Source organism: Streptomyces sp. NPDC091972, from assembly GCF_044756385.1.
Taxonomy (GTDB): domain Bacteria; phylum Actinomycetota; class Actinomycetes; order Streptomycetales; family Streptomycetaceae; genus Streptomyces.
Window position 1 is genome coordinate 1 of record NZ_JBIVSV010000028.1, and the last position, 17,719, is coordinate 17,719.

20 protein-coding genes are annotated in these 17,719 nt (G+C 66.3%); 10 read left to right on the forward strand and 10 right to left on the reverse strand.

The genetic code is table 11. From position 1 onward, the window contains the following. Window positions 1-476: 476 nt before the first annotated feature. From ACIQJT_RS41395 to ACIQJT_RS41440, 10 genes are all read right to left on the reverse strand, one after another. Window positions 477-2,879 (reverse strand): hypothetical protein, encoded by a 2,403-nt coding sequence (locus ACIQJT_RS41395; RefSeq protein ID WP_402650637.1) that lies wholly within the window; start codon window positions 2,877-2,879, stop codon window positions 477-479. 77 nt (window positions 2,880-2,956) lie between these two features. Continuing rightward, a complete protein-coding gene (locus ACIQJT_RS41400) occupies window positions 2,957-4,000 on the reverse strand; it encodes a conjugal transfer protein (protein WP_402650638.1) in 1,044 nt (347 codons plus the stop codon). 77 nt (window positions 4,001-4,077) lie between these two features. After that, window positions 4,078-4,440 carry a hypothetical protein gene (locus ACIQJT_RS41405; RefSeq protein WP_402650639.1) on the reverse strand — a complete coding sequence of 121 codons (363 nt, stop codon included), beginning with the start codon at window positions 4,438-4,440 and terminating at the stop codon, window positions 4,078-4,080. A 29-nt stretch (window positions 4,441-4,469) separates the two neighbouring features. Continuing rightward, window positions 4,470-4,868, reverse strand: a complete 399-nt coding sequence (locus tag ACIQJT_RS41410) for an RRQRL motif-containing zinc-binding protein (RefSeq protein ID WP_402650640.1) — start codon at window positions 4,866-4,868, stop codon at window positions 4,470-4,472. 71 nt (window positions 4,869-4,939) lie between these two features. Continuing rightward, window positions 4,940-5,176, reverse strand: a complete 237-nt coding sequence (locus ACIQJT_RS41415; RefSeq protein WP_402650641.1) for a hypothetical protein — start codon at window positions 5,174-5,176, stop codon at window positions 4,940-4,942. Continuing rightward, window positions 5,173-5,334 carry a pRL2-8 gene (locus ACIQJT_RS41420; protein ID WP_402650642.1) on the reverse strand — a complete coding sequence of 54 codons (162 nt, stop codon included), beginning with the start codon at window positions 5,332-5,334 and terminating at the stop codon, window positions 5,173-5,175. The genes ACIQJT_RS41415 and ACIQJT_RS41420 overlap by 4 nt, the downstream gene beginning before the upstream one ends. A 2-nt stretch (window positions 5,335-5,336) precedes the next feature. Then, the gene (locus ACIQJT_RS41425; RefSeq protein ID WP_402650643.1) at window positions 5,337-5,654 is read right to left on the reverse strand and encodes a hypothetical protein; all 318 of its coding nucleotides are present in this window, start codon (window positions 5,652-5,654) and stop codon (window positions 5,337-5,339) included. 5 nt (window positions 5,655-5,659) lie between these two features. Then, a complete protein-coding gene (locus ACIQJT_RS41430) occupies window positions 5,660-5,875 on the reverse strand; it encodes a hypothetical protein (protein WP_402650644.1) in 216 nt (71 codons plus the stop codon). Continuing rightward, window positions 5,872-6,111, reverse strand: coding sequence for a hypothetical protein (locus tag ACIQJT_RS41435; protein ID WP_402650645.1), 240 nt, complete (start codon window positions 6,109-6,111; stop codon window positions 5,872-5,874). Before ACIQJT_RS41435 ends, ACIQJT_RS41430 begins: the two co-directional genes overlap by 4 nt. A 97-nt stretch (window positions 6,112-6,208) precedes the next feature. Further along, on the reverse strand, window positions 6,209-6,730 hold the full coding sequence (locus ACIQJT_RS41440; RefSeq protein WP_402650646.1) for a hypothetical protein: 522 nt from the start codon (window positions 6,728-6,730) through the stop codon (window positions 6,209-6,211). Between the two features lie 237 nt (window positions 6,731-6,967). Here ACIQJT_RS41440 and ACIQJT_RS41445 point away from each other — a divergent pair, with 237 nt between their 5' ends. The 10 genes from ACIQJT_RS41445 (at window position 6,968) to ACIQJT_RS41490 (ending at window position 16,878) form a co-directional block, all read left to right on the forward strand. After that, on the forward strand, window positions 6,968-7,726 hold the full coding sequence (locus tag ACIQJT_RS41445) for a GntR family transcriptional regulator (protein ID WP_402650647.1): 759 nt from the start codon (window positions 6,968-6,970) through the stop codon (window positions 7,724-7,726). A gap of 3 nt (window positions 7,727-7,729) precedes the next feature. After that, window positions 7,730-8,302 (forward strand): GNAT family N-acetyltransferase, encoded by a 573-nt coding sequence (locus tag ACIQJT_RS41450; protein WP_402650648.1) that lies wholly within the window; start codon window positions 7,730-7,732, stop codon window positions 8,300-8,302. Further along, on the forward strand, window positions 8,295-8,666 hold the full coding sequence (locus ACIQJT_RS41455; RefSeq protein ID WP_402650649.1) for a GIY-YIG nuclease family protein: 372 nt from the start codon (window positions 8,295-8,297) through the stop codon (window positions 8,664-8,666). Before ACIQJT_RS41450 ends, ACIQJT_RS41455 begins: the two co-directional genes overlap by 8 nt. A 419-nt stretch (window positions 8,667-9,085) precedes the next feature. After that, the gene (locus tag ACIQJT_RS41460; protein WP_402650651.1) at window positions 9,086-12,445 is read left to right on the forward strand and encodes a hypothetical protein; all 3,360 of its coding nucleotides are present in this window, start codon (window positions 9,086-9,088) and stop codon (window positions 12,443-12,445) included. A gap of 1 nt (window position 12,446) precedes the next feature. Continuing rightward, a complete protein-coding gene (locus tag ACIQJT_RS41465) occupies window positions 12,447-13,022 on the forward strand; it encodes a hypothetical protein (RefSeq protein WP_402650652.1) in 576 nt (191 codons plus the stop codon). A gap of 594 nt (window positions 13,023-13,616) precedes the next feature. Continuing rightward, the gene (locus ACIQJT_RS41470) at window positions 13,617-13,937 is read left to right on the forward strand and encodes a hypothetical protein (protein ID WP_402650653.1); all 321 of its coding nucleotides are present in this window, start codon (window positions 13,617-13,619) and stop codon (window positions 13,935-13,937) included. 65 nt (window positions 13,938-14,002) lie between these two features. After that, window positions 14,003-14,515, forward strand: a complete 513-nt coding sequence (locus tag ACIQJT_RS41475; RefSeq protein WP_402650657.1) for an RNA polymerase sigma factor — start codon at window positions 14,003-14,005, stop codon at window positions 14,513-14,515. A 481-nt stretch (window positions 14,516-14,996) separates the two neighbouring features. Continuing rightward, window positions 14,997-15,776 carry a ParA family protein gene (locus ACIQJT_RS41480; protein WP_402650654.1) on the forward strand — a complete coding sequence of 260 codons (780 nt, stop codon included), beginning with the start codon at window positions 14,997-14,999 and terminating at the stop codon, window positions 15,774-15,776. Then, window positions 15,773-16,210: a hypothetical protein gene (locus tag ACIQJT_RS41485; protein WP_402650655.1), complete on the forward strand. Its 438-nt coding sequence runs from the start codon at window positions 15,773-15,775 to the stop codon at window positions 16,208-16,210. Before ACIQJT_RS41480 ends, ACIQJT_RS41485 begins: the two co-directional genes overlap by 4 nt. Window positions 16,211-16,416: 206 nt before the next feature. Beyond that, window positions 16,417-16,878, forward strand: coding sequence for a hypothetical protein (locus tag ACIQJT_RS41490; RefSeq protein WP_402650656.1), 462 nt, complete (start codon window positions 16,417-16,419; stop codon window positions 16,876-16,878). Window positions 16,879-17,719: the final 841 nt, after the last annotated feature.

The window sequence follows — 17,719 nt, forward strand, 5'->3', positions numbered from 1 at the left end:
GGCCCAGCCGGAATTCAGGAATTCGCGGAGCGAATTCAATTTGAATCCAGGGCGCCTCGCGCTTCGCGCTTCGGGGTTTTTGGCATAAAAGAAGCGAGGAATTCAGATTCTGTCAAAGCTTGAATCCGAATTCCTCGCGCTTCGCGCTCAGAACCTTTATAGACGGCTATTTGCCGCTTTCTGAGTCCATTCCGAGACCCTCGCCACCATTTCCCAGTTCTCCCCTCGTGCGGCATCCGAAGCAATTCTCAATGCCGCTCGAATCTGTGCTTTCGTGGCTTTCTCAGGGCTCATCTCAAAAACCTTATCAGGCTCTTCCTGTGCCATTCTTCGACCCCTTTCTGAGCGTTTCCTGAATTGCCTAGGAAGGTAGCATCGAATTCCTGGAAACGCAAATATCCCCCCTCTGGATGAGGGGGGATATCGGGTTTCCGCAGGTCAGGAGCACCGTACGCGCGTGCCGGTACTCCTGCGGGTCACGCCCTCTTTTCCTGCGGCGCGTAGTACGCCTGAATCTGCGAAACGGTGAACAGCTCCTTTCCGTTCACCTCGACGCCCTGAGGGAAATCGTCGCGGCGGGCCTTGTGCTGGCGCATGGTGGCGTCCTTGGGGATGCTCGGGTCGTCCTCCAGGCGCCGGGCGATCTCCGCCAGGGACAGGAGCTCCGGGGGCGCTGTGGGGTCCTGTGCGGCTCCGGAGCCGCCCTGGCCCGGGACCAGGCGCAGGCCGTCACGAACGCCTGTCACAGAGCCCTCCAGGGGCGTCACGTTGCCCCCGTCGTGTGACAGTCGACCTGCGGTTTCTTGGTCCAGGGTGCCTCCAGACCCCGCGATCGGGCCTCGGGCGCTCTCGTCACGTGACGCGCGGCGCAGGATGGCCGGCGCGACCTCGATGGAGGGCGTGGGGGGCTGCTCGTAGAGGCCCTCGTCGCTGTAGCCGTAGGTGGCGCGGAGCTCGCGGTAGTAGGCCGTGAGGCGGTCGTATGCGGCTTTCTGGTTTTCGGCCTTGGAGAGGTCCGGGTTCCACGGGGCGTAGGGAACCTGAATTCGGGTGACGTCTCCGGTGTCGGTCACCAGGACCATGCGTCCGGCCTTTTTCTGAATGGGTGGCATGGGGAAGCTGTTGCCGATAATGCGCTTCCACTGCTGTTCGCGGTAGCTGCCCATGATTTTGAACGGGAAGAGGGGCACGAGCGAGACGCCACCGAATTGGGTGTCCTTGAAGTCCTGGAATACGGCGATGATGTGCACGTTGACTTCGCGACCGAGTCGGAGAATCTTCGCGGTACCGTCGCGCCAAATCGGGTCGGCGGCGGGGTCTCCGGATTCCTTGTTCGCTGTGTATTCCTCCTTCAGGAGGTCTGCCAATTCGTTGCACTCTTCGAGGAAGACGTAGAGCGGCTCGAAGTCGGTGCGGATTCCGCGCTTCTTCTCGTAATTGCGGCCCTTGACGACGTCGGCAGCCCAGAGGATTGCGCGGCGCATGTCGTACGGGGCTTCGGGGTTGACGTAGGGGTGGACTCCCTCAATTTCGAGGAGGGGGGTGAGGCTGACCATCTTCGGGTCGACGGCGACAATCGTGCCGCGCTTCATGAGCATCTGGACTGCGAGCCACTGAAGCATCGCGCTCTTACCGCCACCGGAGCCGACGGAGAGAGCCCAGTGGGCCTGCTCATCCGCCATCTTCTGGATAACCGGCTCACCGAAGGTGCCGAACCCCAGGAGGAATTCATCGGGGCTGAGCCTGGCGAGGATCTCCTGAACCTTGGGGTCCCAGATGTCGACGGCGGCGGGGGGCTCAGGCTCGGGGGCCGGGGGCTTGGCCGGCGGCTTGTGCGTGAAGACGACGCTGCTGGTCTCGCCGGTGAATGACCAGCGGCTGACCCACTCCCCCGGTAGGCGGCTGTTGACCAGCTCGTTGATGCTCTCGCGCTCCAGGGTGGAGCCGCGGAAGTCTGCCGGCAGGCGCAGGGCGATGCGGGCGTCGGGGGCGGACAGGCGCTCGGGCAGGAGAAGCCACTGTTCGCGCTGTGCGTCGGCGGGGAGGTGCAGGTCGTTGTGGAGGATGACCCACAGCCGCGGGCCGTACACGGCATCGTCAGAGGGCTCCTGGGGGCGCAGGCGCGGGGTGAGCAGGCCAAGGAGGGCGCCTGCCGCGACGGCGACCAGGGCGGCCTGGAGGGTCCATGCCGGGATGAGCCAGGCGGTCAGGAGGGCGAGGCCGATGATGCGGACCAGGGCGCGCGCGGCGTAGGGCCAGCAGTGCCAGGCCCGCAGGGCGCGGAACACCGTGACCAGCGGGGGCGCGACGACGTTGTAGGCGGTTCGCAGGCCCTTGTAGATGGCCCGCAGAACGCGCCAGAGGCGGTTGGCCACGCGGTAGCACCAGCGGAGCGTGCGAACGGCCCTGTCGAGGGCTTGGGCGCCCCGTCCGGAGTAGCTGCGCAGCCATGCGGCCGTGCGGCGTGCCCAGGGGCTGGGCTGGCGACGGGGCTTGCGGGGCTTCTTGAGCAGGCTCACCTTGGCCGGGGGTGCGGCGACGGACGACATGGAGACTTCGGGGGCCTTCTTGACGGTGGTCGGGGTGCCGGCGCGCAGGAACGTCGCGTTGCTGCGGGGGCCGCCCCGGAGCTCCCGCCCACCGAGGAAGCGGACGATCGCGCGGATGGCGCGGTAGATGCGGACGATGGTGGCGAACGTGCTCTTCACGCCGTTGACGACGCTGCGAATCCGGCCGGTGGTGGTGCTGGCGGTGGTGCTGTGCGTCGTCTTCTTCCTGAGCAGAACCAGGACGATCACGGCGGCCACGGCGAGGCCCCAGCCACCGATGGCCGGGGGTGCGGTGGTGGTGTTCGCCGCGAGGGCGGACATGCTGTGCATCGAGGTGCTCCTTTTTGGGAGGACCGGAGCCGCCCGGCAGGTGGTCTCTGGCAGGAGTGGGCCTGCCGGGCGGTGGGTCACAGGTACTGGCCGGTGTTGGCCTGGGGGGCGGCGTCGTCCTCGCGCACGTCGGCGCGGGCGTTGCGGAAGGACCGGCTGACGGTGGACTTGAACTTGGGGTCGTCGGCCTCCCGGCCGTGGCGGGTGGCCAGGGCCTCCGTGATGACGCGGAGGTCGTCCACCCCGCTCTGGACCATGTCGCGGACGTCCGCCGCGATGCTCTTGGCCTTCTTGGCGGGGGCGCGGACGAGGGAAAGCGCCGGGCGGACATCCTGACCCTCTTCGCCCTGGTCAGAGGTGGTCTCGTGCGGATATCCGCTGGTGTCCGCCAGGACGGTGGACTCATGGGCTCCTGACGTCGTGGCGTCATCAGCGGATGCGGGGAGGATGGGCAGAGCGTTCGGGGCGGACAGTGCGGGGGTGAACATCCGCGCGAGGGCCATGTCCGCGCTCTGGCCGATCCGCTCGCGCTGGACGTCCATCAGGTCCGCCGCGAGGGTCGGGTCACCGCCGCCGCCGACCTTCCGGGCGAGCTTCCAGGACTTCGCGACCGCCTTCCTGCGCTCCTTGTCGTCCGGGTGTCCGGCAGCGACCGCCTGGTAGTAAGCCAGGTCCTTGAGGACAGCGGCGGCGCGGGCCTGCGCCTCGACGTCACGGCCAACCTGGTGGATGACGACGCGGCGGGTCAGGAACGCCAGACCCTCCGCCGATGCCGTGATGGCCATGGGGGTGATCGCGTACACGATGGTCTGTCCGAGCCCCTTCGCCGCGGTGGCTCCCATCGCGGCGGCGGCCATCGGCAGGAGCCAGAGGCCGGCACGGACGGGGCGGGGCGCGGACTGACCGAGGGCGGTGGTGATGAGCAGGATCATCGCCATGACGGCGGTCGCGCCCTCACCCGCCGCGAGGGCACCGAGCGCGGTTCCCTCGCCGTAGACGGCGGACAGGTTGGAGTAGGTGCCGATGCCGCCCATTACGCCGACCGCGAGGATCGGCAGAACGGTCCCGATCAGGAGGCCGCGCTGAATCTTGGTGAGCTTCGTAAGCTGCGGAGTTTCCATGGTCTGGTGACCTTTCGGTGTCTGGGGTGACGTCGCGACGTGTTGAGCTCGCGGCGTCACGAAACTGGGGGTGACGGTCACTTGCGCCGGGGGCGGGGGGTCTCGCGCAGGCTCTTGATCGCGGCGGCGACACCGATGACGCCGATGCCGATGCCGATGCCGGAGTAGGCGAGGCCCTGGCCCATCGCCATGACGGCCGGGGCGGCGACGACCAGCAGGACCGTGGCCGGGGTGCAGAGGATGAGCAGGCCGACCGCAAAGACCAGGAGGTTCCGCAGCCAGGACGGGATCGGCTGCGAGGGCATCTGGACGACCATGGGGGGCTGCGGGGTCTGCGGAATGTAGACCGGCTGTCCCTGCGGGGTGTACGCGACGGTCATGCCGGGCGGGACCACCGGGAGGGGCTGCGGGGTGTAGGGCTGGATCTCGTGCTCGTTCACGGCTGTCTCCTTGAAGGCTGTAGGGCTGGTCAGGCGGCGAGAGCGGCGGCGTGGGGGGACAGGTCGCACGTCTCGCACATGCCGACCGAGGGGCGGATGACATAGCCGACGTCCTGCCGGCAGGCGGGGCAGGTGCGGCGGGCGCGCATCATCGCGGCGTGCGCCCGCCACATGCCCTCGGTCATCGGGCGGATCGGCGTGGCCAGCTCGCGGCGGTAGAGGTAGGCGACCCGCACGAAGCCGTTGTGCCGGGCCTTGTAGGACCGCCACATGATTTGAGCGGCGGGCGGCTGGGTGCCGGGCTGCAATCCCCAGCCCTCGCGGAGCTGGGTCCGGGTCAGCAAGCCGGACGGAGCCAAGGCCCACGGGAACGTGGGGATGCCGTACTTCTCGCCCTCGGGGTCGTAGAACTTCTTCATGCGGGTCATTCGCTGGCTGGTCGGGTCTGGTGGTGTCGTGGCGTAGTGGCGGCACGACGCCACCAGGTCACGCGGACAGATCACGGATTCGGGGGCCCTGAGGTGCGGGTGTAGGGCAGGTACGGCAGCACCAGGGCCAGGCCGACCGCCATCACACCCAGGGCCGCGATCGTCATGACCACAAGACCGGAGACGAGCGGCATACCGCCCTGACGGACGACTCCAAAGAGGCCGGCAGCCACCAGGAGCCCACCGAGCTGCGGGGCGCGGGCGAGGACGTACAGGACCGGGATCAGCAGTGCAGTCCGCATGGTCACCGCCCCACGATCATGTTGCCGTGGCCGTTGCGCATGTGGTCCACGCACGCCGGGCAGTCCTCGCGCGGCTTCAGGTGCCTGTGCGCCTCACGACTGGCGTAGGCGTGGTACCAGCACTGGCGGCACTCGCCCACGGGCGGGTTCGTCGGGTCCGCCATCGTCACCACCACCCCGACGACTTCTTCGCGACCCGGGCAGCAGCGGCCTCGCCAATGACCTGCTCGCGGGCCTTCTGCGCCTGAACGATCTCCGCCGCGTAGCGCTCCTCGGCACCCCGGAAGATCGCGGCGATCGCGCGGTCAGCCGGGGCCGGACTCTTGCCCTTCATGACCCGACGGCCACCACGGAAGCCGTTGCTGACCAGGCGGGCCTTCTCCGACCCCGTCAGCGGCCAGAACTCCTCGTTGCGAACGGCCTCCAACTTGCGCTCAGCGTCCCGGATGATCCGGTCGTAGACCTTGGTGTTCGGCTTGCCCATGAGGGTCAGTCCTTCCTCGGGTAGGTGTGGCCGGCAGGCGGGTACTGGCCCGCGGCAGCGGCGGCCTTGTCGGTGAGCAGGCCCTCCATGACGACCGACTCGAAGTCCTCGCCCAGGCCGGTGGTCTGTTCGGTCTCGAACGCACGGTCAGCGGCGTCGCACAGCCGGTTGGTGCGGGCGTTGTCGTCGGCGGGGGTCTCGCGGAAGCGGAAGATGCTCACGACTGGCCCCCGATCACCTGGTGTGCGCGGGTGGCGTCGTTGACCTTGTGGGCGCGCGCCACATCCGGGTTGGCGGCCGACTGCTGGTCAACGAGGTGCGGGAACCGCTCAACCCAGTCGCAGAGGTTCGCGAGGTAGGCGTCGCAGTTCTCCAGGTAGTCCTCGAAGACACCCGGCTCCCACTCCTGGGGGTCGCCGTGGGCGGCGCGGAAGACCTTCAGGTTCGTGTAGGCCATCACCGCTGACCACCGCCCCGACCCTGCTCAGAGCGACGGTTGACGTCCTTGACCTTCTCGCTCAGGGTCTTGTGCTCTTCGTCCGTGAGGCGCGTGATCATGCCGCTACCTCCAGCTCCACGAACTCCGGGGCGCCCGCGTAGGTGCCGTGGGTCCGGTAGTGACGGTCAGCCGCCGTGTTCGCGCTCTTGCAGCGAGCGCACGCGTCCTCGCCCTTGCGACGGTGGGCGCTGTAGCCACGGCGCGTGCCACACGGCGCAGTGCCCTTGGGCGCGGTGCCCTTGGACCGGGAGCCAGGGCGAGCCGCGCTCTCATGGATCGGCCCAACCTCGGGGAACAGCGCCTTCAAGCGCTTCGCGGAGATCCCGAGCCGGGAGCAGATGACCGAGTACGGCACAACGTCGAACATGAACGGCGCGGCGTACTGGATCTCGGAAGGCGTCAACGTCCAGCCGGACCGGTGGCCGCGTACCGCCTGCTCAACAGCGACCGTGTCGATCGCGTCGACCGAGCCGTCCGCGAAGGCGACGAACACGGTCGGGCTGGCGTGGCTGGGGAACGGGATTCGGCTGGAAGCGGCGGTGAGCTTGAGTTCCTTGTACTGACTACGATCCGACACAGGATCGGTCCCTTCTGTGTGGCAGTCGGGCTCGGTCTCAGGCCCTGGCCGGTGCCCACCACCAGCCAGGGCCGCTTGCGTTCCTGCATTCACCAACTTAGGTACCCAAGTCGGTGCACTGACCGTAAGGGCTTAGGTAATCGAGAGTCAAGCCTTAAGTACTCAACTAGGTTCCGTGGCTACCGAACTGACGGAAAGTTATGTACTCAACTCAAAGATCGGTGTACCCTCCCACCCATGACGACGCCAACACCCGCTCGCCGTTACACGGCCAGAGCCATCGCAGACGACCTGCGAGCCCAGATCAGGACTGGGACTCTGAAGCCCGGCGATGTACTCCCCACCAGTCGCGAACTTGCTGACCAGTACGGCGTTACGCCCAAGACGGTGGGGGCGGGGATTGACCTACTGAAGAGCGAGGGCCTGGTCCTTGGAGAGCAGGGGGGACGTCGCCGCGTTCGCTCGAATCGGCCGATCGTGTGGAATCTGACCCGCTTCGAGCGCGGGTCTCGCCGTGACTCGGCATCAGGTGACGACTGGTCCACAGCGATTCGCGACGCAGGCCGCGAACCCGCGCAACACATCACGGTGCAGGTCGGCCCGGCTGACCACCAGATCGCTTCTTGGTTGCAGATCCCGACGGGTGCTGAGGTCGTACAGCGCATCCGGCTCAGGACCGTAGACGGGCAGCCTTACCAACTCGCGACCAGCACCTTCCCCATGTCAATCGCAGCAGGGACCCCGCTGCTGGAAGAGCGCGATGTCTCCATGCCTGGCGGCATCTTGGCCGCTATCGGGCACCCGCAGGTACAGGTACGCGATGAGATCACCATTCGCATGCCCGACCCTGACGAGACAGAACAGCTCGCACTACCTCAAGGCACACCTGTAGCCGAGCACGTCCGCATCGGCTATGGGGAGTCGGGGCCGGTTCGTGTCATGGTGACCATCGCTCCGGGAGACCGGCACCGCCTGGTCTACGAGTTGGAGGTCTGAGCGATGCAATTCACGATCCAGCCAGCTAGTTCTGACGACGTCTCAACCCTGATGGCGCTGCGCACCGAAGCTGAGGACTGGCTCCGGGCACGTGGCTCAGACCAGTGGTCGGACCGCGAGATCGGGGGCCGGGCCATCGCAAAGTGGAGGACGGCGATCGACGATGGCCGCACCTGGGTAATCCGCGACGAAGCCCGCGACGTCACCGTCGGCACGGTCAGCCGCGGACCCGTCGACCGCGACTTCTGGTCCGACTCAGACCGTCCAGAATCGGCGTTCTACCTGTACAAACTGATCATCAGCCGGTCTACGGCTGGCGCCGGCCTCGGAAGTCTGGTTCTGGACTGGGCATGCCGAGTTGCGGCTCTGGAAGGGCGGGAGTGGGTGCGCATCGACTGCTGGCGCACCGCTACTGAGCTTCAGCGGTACTACGAACGCCTCGGCTTCGAGCACGTCCGTACCGAGTCGCCCGCGCACCGGAAGTCCGGCTGGCTCGGACAGAGGTCGTCTTCACTCATCCTGAACCACCATGACGCGATCCGCCCCGTGACGGATAGGGAGAGGGTGCGTGGCTGACGTGTGGAAGGGCGAGAGCTACCTGTACGTGATCGGCAGTAAAGATCTGCCGCACGTCAAGATCGGCATCTCGACGAATCCGCAGGCCCGTCTTAAGCAACTTCAAACCAGTGTGCCGGTCCGGCTGGAAATCCTGTGGAGCATCGGTGGCGCCAACAACACCTTGGAGCAGTTGGTTCACTTCCGTCTTGCCCAGTACCGGACTCACGGTGAGTGGTTCGACCTCACTTCTCTCGGTGATCCAGCAGCGGTCGTAGGAGATGCAGTGCAAGCCATCCAAGGACGACCCCAGGACCCGCCGGCTTACTGCCCCGACCCCGAGGCGTGTTGGGGTCACACCTGCCATCACGGAACAGCGCCGTAGATAGCTCAGCCATGTAGTGCCCAACCGTGGGCGTAGGATTCTCGCCAACCAGAACTAAAGATCGTTAAACGCCGAAAGCCCCATCCGGGGGGGTACTTCCCGAGTGTTACCAGCACTCGGACCCGGTGGGGCTCTCGGTGACCGTCTTCAAGGTCTCGCTGCCGAGTGTAAGGCAGGTGGAGGGAGAATTCTCCCCCACCTGCGGAGTGTGCTAGCGCACTCACGCTCGGTTGGCGGGGCCGGAATCGAGAGTGGTGACTCAGCAGTCTCCCCAGTCCAGGCCGTCAGATCCTGACGCAGCGGTCCCCCCGCAGAGTCGCGGCGCGACCGTCACGAACCTCGACATCGAGGGCGTTCCCGTAGGGGCCCGCCCGATCGCAGGCCTTAAGGCCGGTTGGTACTTCCGGCCCGCGGATCGGATGATCCTGCACCGTGCCCACAAGGACGCTCCCGCTCTCGCGATCGGCATGGTGCCGGTGATCCTCGGACGGATCACCTACCGCATGTCGGACCGGCGCCACACGAAGATCGCGTATCAGATCCAGACCGACGAGGGTCCGCGCATCGTCAGCTCCGAGGAAGTCCTAGACGGTCTGTGGGCCGACAAGGCGGGCCGCGACCGGCCGGTGACCAACGACGAACGGCACGCGTACGCACGGATCATGTCCGAGGAAGTCCGTACGGCGGATGAGATCCCGGCGCTTCCGGTCAAGGACGCCGATGGGGGCCTGGAGCTCCCCGACGTCGACGCCCAGGAGCTCGGGTATCTGCGCACCAGCGAGCCCGACCAGGCCGCCGCTCGTGAGGCATGGCGTCGCGTGCTCACCCTGGCCACCGACGCGCCACGCACCACGCTCACGCTGGCCGCGATGTTCTCCGGTCCTCTGGTTTCCAGCCTGCACGGGGTACCCGCGCACGTGCTGAACCTGACCGGCCGGGGCCAGCTCGGCAAGTCCACCACGCAGAAGGTCATGTGCGCCCTGATGGGCGACCCGAACGAGGACACCTACGAGCTGTTCGGCTCGATGAACAACACCGGGCTCTTCCTGCCTGAGGTGCTCATTGAGGCCCGGTACCTGCCGATGTGCCGTGAGGAGACGTCGTCTTCCGCCCTGTCGCTGCCGGAGTTGGAGCGGCTGTTCTCCCGGATCGTGGCCGGTGGCAAGCGCGGTCGCCTCGGTCAGGGCGGCAACCGCAAGCAGGGTGCCGGCACCTGGCACTCCCTGTTCGTGACGTCGTCGAATGAATCGCTGCTGCGTCAGGGCCAGGTCGAATCGCTGGCGTCCCGTCTCATCCAGTTGTCGGCGCCGTTCTTCGCGTCGGCATCGGCCAGCGCGGAAGCCTGGTCGCTGGCCGCGCAGTTCCACGGCTGGCCGCTGGTGTGGGCGCGGGATGCCGGCATGTTCGGCGCCGGCCGCGTGAAGGTGTGGCGCGAGCTGCACACAGAGGTGGTCGGGCGGCTGACGACCGAGGAGGCCCGGGAGGACGGCGGTATCCCGCTCACTCTCGCGCGGATCGTCGGCGCGTGGTGCGTCGGCGCCTACATGCTCGGGGAGCTCCTGGGCATGCCGACGCTCGGGGCCAAGGCTGAGGAGGACGCCCGCGGGGAGCTCCCGCGCATCCTCGGGGAGGTCATCGAGACGCACCTGACTCCCGGACAGGTGCTGTGGGAGAAGATCGCGGGGGCGATCGCGCAGGAGCCCGCGGCCTGGGTGTCGTCCGAGTCGCTGACCGGGATCGGCTGGTCGGCCCTGGAGTACAAGCCCCGCCGCGTGCTGGGCTACTACCACCAGGGGCGGCTGTACCTGTACGTGTCCACGCTGACCGAGATCGTGAAAGCTGCCGGCATCGACACCCCCGTGCCGGGGCTGAAGGAGCTGGAGCGGCGCGGGGTCCTGGTCAAGACCGAGAAGACCAAGCTGGCGTCCAAACACGCCACTCGGGAGTTGAGAGACGCCGTTCCCGGCCGCGCGTACATCTTCGACACCAAGGCCGCGCAGGAGGCGTTCGCGGACCGTGAGACGCCCCCCCAGGTAACCCCGGACGGCGAGGTCCCCACCGCCGATGACTCCGTGACCGCTGCCTCCGAACAGCGGGCCATGGAGACGTTCTCCGCCCCTGTCACCGCAGCTCCGGTCCCGGAGCGCGAGGCCATGACGGCGCGGGCTCATGACGCCACGAAGACCCCGATTCCGCCGATGCCGAGCCGCCCCCCGGCCGTGCCGTACCCGCAGCCCGAAGAGCGGGTGAGCGACAAGGCGTTCGCGCACCTGGTCGCGATCGCGTCGGGGCGGACCCTGTCCGCGACCCGGTTCGGTGTGCTCGGAGCGGACGGCTCCGGCCAGGGCTGGATGCACCTGCCCAACTGCGCGCCCGTACCCGTGCCGCTGCCCTCCAACGTCGACCAGGTCCCGGGATTGATGGGGGCCTACCGGCTCAAAACGCTGTGGCTGCACGAGAGTGCCGCCCTGGCAATCGGTCTGCCCACCTACGAGGAGCGCACCGCCGACCCCATCGCGTACAAAGGCCCGCAGGGGCCGATGCCGCACCGGTGGGCGATGCCCTCAACCTCCGACCTGGTCGTCCAGGGCGAGGGCCTGTCCTGCTGGATGACCCTCAAGACGGCCACCGACCGGCTCTCCCTGGTGCTGCCCCTGTACGAGGACCGCTACGACCGCAGCGACGAGGAACGCCGCGGCGGCTGGGGAGGTGCAACCAACCCTGAGACCCTGCTGGACGCGCTCATGGTCTACCTGGTCGCCACCCAGCACGGCTCCGCTGCCCGGCCCAAGGTCATCCCGTACTACCTCAGCGCGAACACCACCGCGAAGGACTTCGCCGGCGGCGACCGCGACGACGTCCTGTGCGACGCGATCCGCAACCGGGCCGTGCCCCCTGTCCACAAGATGCCGCCCATCCTCGACATGCAGTGGAGCCGCCCGGCCGACCAGATCAGCCCGGCCGAACGCGCCGCACTGTGGCTGCACCAGTACGACAAGAACGCCGCGTGGCTGGCCGCGTTCGGCGGCGCGAAGCTGGGCATCGGTGAGCCGGTCCACCATCCCGAGGGAACCGCCTACGACAGCGAACTCGCCGGGTACTGGCGGGTGTCCGAGGTCCCGGGCCACGGCCTGGAGCTCCTGCCGGGCTTCCGCATCCTGGAGGCGGAGGAGGGCGGCTACTGGCTGCGGACCCCGGCCGTCGACCTGATCCGCGAGACCTACGAGGGCTGGGAGCCCGACGTCGTTGAGGCGTGGGTGTGGCCGGCCACGAAGCGCGCGCTGTACGCCATGTACGACCGCATCCGCATCACCCGTGAGCGGATCATCTCCGCGCACGGCGAGGGCCGTCCCGGCGCCCGGTACGCCAAGCAGGTCGTCGGCTCCCTCTACCAGTCGTTCCGCGGCTACCTCTCGCGCGTGGACGGACCGCAGAAGGACAAGAACGGCGGTCTGTACGCCAAGGACATCTACTGGCGCCCGGACTGGGCCGCGATGATCCTTGACCTGGCCCTGGCCAACACCTACCGCGACCTGAGGAAGTTCGCGGGCGAGGACCGCCACCCGCTGAGCCTCAAGGTCGATGCCGTGATCCTCGCCAGCGACCAGGCCGACATCAACGCCGCTGCCCCGGCCTCCATGGTCCTGGGCACCAAGGGCGGTCAGTGGAAGGGCGAGCACAGCGCGCCGCTGCCCGAGCTGCTCGACGCCATCGACAGCGGGACGACCGTCCCGAACGCGCTGAACGCGTACCTCGACGACCAGGCGAAGGAGGCGTGAGATGGGAATCTTCGACCGGTTCCGCAAGCGGGGCGGCAAGCCCAAGGGCGAGCCCAGTGCGCCGACTCCCGCACCGACTCCGACCCCGACCGCCGAACCCACCGCAGGCCAGCCTCCCGAGGCGCCCAAGAAGCGCGGCCTGCTCGGTCGGATGGCGGACAAGATCCGGCGCAAGAAGCCTCCGGAGGCGCCCCCCGAGGCGCCGCCCGCGGCTCCCCCTGCTCCGCCCTCGCCTCCCCAGGGGCCTCCTGCTCCGCCGACACCTGGGGAGGGTCCTGAGGGAGGCCCCCCGCCCGAGGGCGGCAAGGAGGAAGCCGAGGAGGAGAAGGACTACTCCGACGCCCCGTCATCGATCAACGTCCAGATCGCCGGGACGTGGCAGATGAGCAAGAAGAAGTGGCCCGGCATCGTCAAGGGCAGCCTGTCCGGGGATGACGTCGTGACGTTCCTGCGCCACCTCGACAACGGCGAGGACAAACAGGCCGTGATGATGGTCTGCGAGGAGTTCGACCAGGGCTCCGGATTCGCCGGCGCCGTGGACCTCGACCGGTCCACCTGGAACCCTCCGCTGTTCTGAGCCACATCCGCAGGGCCCGCTCCGACCGCCGGTGCGGGCCCGTTCTGCTGCCTCAGGTGTCCTGAAGAGGCATGGAACGCACAGAAACCACCTGGCCCGAACAACTGATGTGACACGCTCAACATCAGTAGGAAGGCTGAAGCTTTCCTAGATATATCGAGGTCAAAGAGGTATCGTGACGTCACAACGACACGGAGTCAGTTCGGTGGAGCCGTCCTCTCGGATGTGAACTGCACACTTTGCGGTTCTCGTGTCTCTACCTACTGACCCACGGTTGACGCTTCGTCATTCGTGAGTCGTGTTGTGTGCCGGGACCCGCCGTCCCCACCTGGGCAAGGGTTGAAGGCGGCGGGCCCGGGGAAACACCGGCAAACCAATACATAGGGTACAAAGCACTACATCTTGCACAGCTTTTCATCACCCCAGGTCAAGGCAAACTGACCTGGGGCGCTTGCGTTACCCAGAGCAATGGTGCTTGACTATTCGTAGACCTGCATGGTCCGGGCCCTCCGTCGCCTTAAAAAAACCCTTGCCCAAGGAAATTGGGGACGGCGGAGAAAGTCCGTAAAACACACAACACCCCATGGAGTGATGTTGAGCGGTCTCGCGCAGAACAGTCCCGCCGAATCCAATTCGCGACTGTTCACAATCACCTGGTTCATCGGAATCACCTTCTTCACCTATCTCCTCGGAGTGGAGTTCCAGCTTCCCGAGCCTGCCGAAACTGTCCGGGAGTGGGCATTCTTCACTTCTCTGACCGGGCTCGCTGGTTGCCTTTTCTGGTTCGCCGGTAGCGCCACCAAAGGATTCCTCACCCCCAGGACCATCAAGGTCCTCGACGCAATCGGTAGGGGAATCGAGAAGCTGAAGAAGACTCTCGGCGGCGGCAACGCCAACGACCCGACAGGTTCGTAACCCTGGAACCCCGAGACGAACCAGGTCTAGCCCCGCCCCCGGAAGCTCCGGATGCGGGGCTAGACCTGCAACCTCCTCCCAACCCCAGCCCGCAACCGCCAGAACCTCAAGTTGAGGAATTCGAAGAATTCTTCCGAGCGTGGTTCCCTCGACTAGTTGCCATCATGGTCCGCCGGGGTTATTCACTTGAGGATGCGAAGGATAGCGCCACGGACGCAATGATCTCGCTACTCCAAAACTGGGAAAAGGTAAGCCATAAAGTTGCCTGGGTTACCCTAACCGCTAATAGGCTTGCTCTAAGGTCCGCCATGCGGCAGAGTAAAGTTTCCGACCTTTACCGTAGAGCTGACTCCGGAGAAAATGTCGCGCTGTCAGCCGATCAAATCCTGCTACCAGCAGATCTGCTGAAGCAGATCCGAGAAATTCTCCCACCAAAACAACGCGAAATCTTTTACTTCTCTATGGAAGGCTACAGCTCCAAAGAAATATCTGAGCTAACCGGCTCTTCCCCCGCGACCGTAAGGTCGCAACTCAGGCATGCCAGAGAGAAGATCATCAAGGAACTGGACCTGGACTAACTGAGAAGCTGTCCTCAAGGCCCATCAAGACAGCAGATCCTCACTAGGCCAGGTCGTGGCCGACCCTCCCTGGCGACATCTGTTGCGCTAGGGGTTGCGCCAACAGGTTGCGCTAGGGGTTGCGCCTACTGTTGCGCACCCCGGATTCCGCAGGCTCACGTTCGTGCAGGTCAACCCACATGGTCGGGGGATTCCACTTGGGCTGACATCCCCTCTACGCCCGCTTTTCCGCCTCCTGGTCCTGGTGAAGAGAGAGGTGGGGAGGCAAGGAAACGGCGGCGCGGGCGGGCGAGGGGATCGCGCCGAAGCTTCCCCGTTCCGCGCGCCGGGGCCGCGCGGCCGCCGTGGCCGGCGGGGGTTCAAGCCCGAGCTGGCGGGGATCGTCGTCGCATAGGGCGCCTCGCAGGGCGCCCTGAATCGTGGCAGTGACGTCGTGGCGTCATGGGTCCGCGACGCCTTTACCGGCTCTACGCTGCCGAGCATGGACATCTTCTCGATGACGAACCAGAAGGGTGGTGTCGGCAAAACGGCCAACACCATCAACCTGGGGGCCGCGCTAGCCGAGTACGGCCGGCGCACCCTGCTCGTGGACTGGGATCCGCAGGGCCACCTCACCGAAGCGCTGGGCGTCCCCGAGTCGCCCGACGACCACACCATGAAGGGCTGGGTCCTGGGGGAGTGGCATGGCGATCCGCACGAGCTGGTGGTGCCGTACCGCGAGCATCTGCACGTGCTGCCGACCAACCTGGACATGTTCCTGCTCGACAAAGGGCTGTACATGGCCAACGCCCGCGAGATGCGCCTGGCCAAGCTCTTGGAGAGGTTCGAGGACGACTACGACGCGTGCGTCATCGACTCCCCACCCTCCCTCGGGATCGGCACCGAGTGCGCCCTGATGGCCGCGCGGCGGCGCACCGGCAAGCGGGCCGGACTCCTGGTTCCCGTGGAAGCCGAGGACTCCAGCATCCGCGCGCTTCGCCTCCTGCTCCGACAGGTGGCCATCTTGTGCGAGGCCATGGACGAGGACGTCGACATCCTGGGCCTGATCCCGAGCCGGTACGACCTGCGGGACGGCGAGATCGTCTCCTCCATGCTGGATGCGTTCCGGGCCATGGGCGATCCACCCGTCATTGCCGAGATCAAGAAGCGCACCGACATCCGTAAAGCGTGGCGCGAGAAGAAGACCGTCCTCGAGTACGCCCCTCGCTCCGAGGCGGCCGACTGGTTCCGCGACCTGGCGAAGGTGGTGCTGGCCGCGTGAGCGCTTCCAGGAAGCCGACTCCCCCGCCGGACATGGGCGGCCTCACCGACGACTGGAAGCGGCTTAAGAGCCTTCGCGAGCGAGAGGCCGCAAAGGACCGCGACCGGGACCTCGTTGCCGATGATGACGCCACGACGCCGAGAGCTCCCGACGTCACCAGCCGGGACCGGGAGACAGAGCCTGCACCCCTTCCTCCGTCCCGGCCTGGACGGAGCCGCGGAGGTCGGCGCCCACCGCCCGCCGCCGCCGGCGCCATCCCGACGACGGTCCGCTTCGACCTGGAGGAGGCCAACGAGATCAAACGCTTCGTGCTGGAGCTCCAGGACTCCGCCGGGCGCCGGTCTCTCGACAAGGCAGAGGTGATCCGGGAGCTGCTGCGTCTGGCGCGCGAGCACGAACCGACTCGGAAGGCATTGCTGCGCAGGCTGCGCTGAGCCTGCGCAGGGTCCATGGTCGGATCTGTGGTCGGGCCGACCATGGGCCCGACCATGGCTGTTCAGGGACGCCCCATGGCGTCGTGACGTCATGAGGCCGCGAACCCGCGACGTCACTTTGACAGAGGGTACGAACCTTCGTACCTTGGCCACCTCCGGGGGTACGAAGGTTCGTACCCCACCCAGTACCAGGGGGAATGACCTGCATGATTCGCTACCAGCACGGCGAGGACGCGGCACTCGGAGGCGTCGATATCACCATCTGCCTGACCCCCCAGGAGGCCGCCGCCCTCCGTGGTGACACCTCCCACCTCGCCGACTGGTTCGACTGCCTGCTCTACGCCCTCACCCTCCTGCGGACCGGTCGCAGCACCCGCACCAAGGTCATGACCAACGTGGCCGGCCACCCCGAACGCGACATCACCCTTGAGGACCTGCACACCCTCATCAACAGCTTGGACCAGGGCCTCCCGCCTCGCCTTCAGGGCACCCGGGACTCCCTGGTCCGGCTGCACCACCACATGGGGGGCACCCTCAACCAGCTCGCCACCGCCATGGGCGTCTCGAAGTCGACCGCACAGTCACGCCGCAACGTGCTCACCAAGGCCCCTCGCGGCATCTGGGAAACCTGGGCTATCAAGGGTGCCCATCGTCGTGCCAAGCCCTAGCTGACACATGCTGTGGCTCGGCATCAGAGCCCTCATACCGCGGCCCGCTAGTCCTCGAATTCCCAATCAATTCCCCCTCAGTACCACACTGAGGGGGAATTCCTTTTCCTTCAGCGACGCAACCACTGGCCACCGAACGTGACCTCACCTCCAGCCCCTCCCCGGGGGGCACGGCGCCCAAGACACCCCCTGAAGCCCCGTGCCCCCCAGATTTTGCCCCCGTGCCCCCCAAATCCGGGGGGCACGGGATTCCAGGGGGGCACGGGGGCATCGCTATGACCTGCACCTATGAACCCGTGCCCCCCGTGCCCCCCGTGCCCCCCGGATTTTGGCCCCCTCCTGGGAAACCTGCCGTTAGTCGTACCGGAGAGACAACAAAATGTCACTCTGCGTGACAGCCCTCGACAGCTAAAAGGGCTCTGCCCAGCACCCCATGGGGACGCTCGACAGAGCCCTAAACTGCGGTTACTTACCCTTGCGGCTGTTCTTGAAATAGACAAAAGCCTTATGCAAAGCAACTGCTGCATTCGCGATTACTGTAATTCCAATAAAGATATCCATATTGGGCTATTCCTCTCAAATATAATTTCACAATATGCCCTCCTTTTTCGTATGCACCTCCTTGGTGCATACACCAAGTATAGCACACAATTCGAATCCTGTCGAATTCAACTGACCCTCCAAGGGGATACACAAAGGCACCTCCGGTGCCTTATCATTCGACCTATCGGCCGAATTCGAATTTCCGCTTCGCTGCAATTCGAGGGGCCGAAATTCGCTCCGCGAATTCTAATCGGCCCAGAATGCTGGCGCTATGCGCCAGAATAGGCCCGGCTGGGCC

Coding starts and splice junctions, on each gene's coding strand:
- ACIQJT_RS41435 (WP_402650645.1), bottom strand. CDS start 6,111: ATGGCCTACACGAACCTGAAGGTCTTCCGCGCCGCCCACGGCGACCCC.
- ACIQJT_RS41490 (WP_402650656.1), top strand. CDS start 16,417: ATGATTCGCTACCAGCACGGCGAGGACGCGGCACTCGGAGGCGTCGAT.
- ACIQJT_RS41400 (WP_402650638.1), bottom strand. CDS start 4,000: ATGGAAACTCCGCAGCTTACGAAGCTCACCAAGATTCAGCGCGGCCTC.
- ACIQJT_RS41445 (WP_402650647.1), top strand. CDS start 6,968: ATGACGACGCCAACACCCGCTCGCCGTTACACGGCCAGAGCCATCGCA.
- ACIQJT_RS41480 (WP_402650654.1), top strand. CDS start 14,997: ATGGACATCTTCTCGATGACGAACCAGAAGGGTGGTGTCGGCAAAACG.
- ACIQJT_RS41420 (WP_402650642.1), bottom strand. CDS start 5,334: ATGGCGGACCCGACGAACCCGCCCGTGGGCGAGTGCCGCCAGTGCTGG.
- ACIQJT_RS41450 (WP_402650648.1), top strand. CDS start 7,730: ATGCAATTCACGATCCAGCCAGCTAGTTCTGACGACGTCTCAACCCTG.
- ACIQJT_RS41425 (WP_402650643.1), bottom strand. CDS start 5,654: ATGGGCAAGCCGAACACCAAGGTCTACGACCGGATCATCCGGGACGCT.
- ACIQJT_RS41465 (WP_402650652.1), top strand. CDS start 12,447: ATGGGAATCTTCGACCGGTTCCGCAAGCGGGGCGGCAAGCCCAAGGGC.
- ACIQJT_RS41460 (WP_402650651.1), top strand. CDS start 9,086: ATGATCCTGCACCGTGCCCACAAGGACGCTCCCGCTCTCGCGATCGGC.
- ACIQJT_RS41410 (WP_402650640.1), bottom strand. CDS start 4,868: ATGACCCGCATGAAGAAGTTCTACGACCCCGAGGGCGAGAAGTACGGC.
- ACIQJT_RS41395 (WP_402650637.1), bottom strand. CDS start 2,879: ATGCACAGCATGTCCGCCCTCGCGGCGAACACCACCACCGCACCCCCG.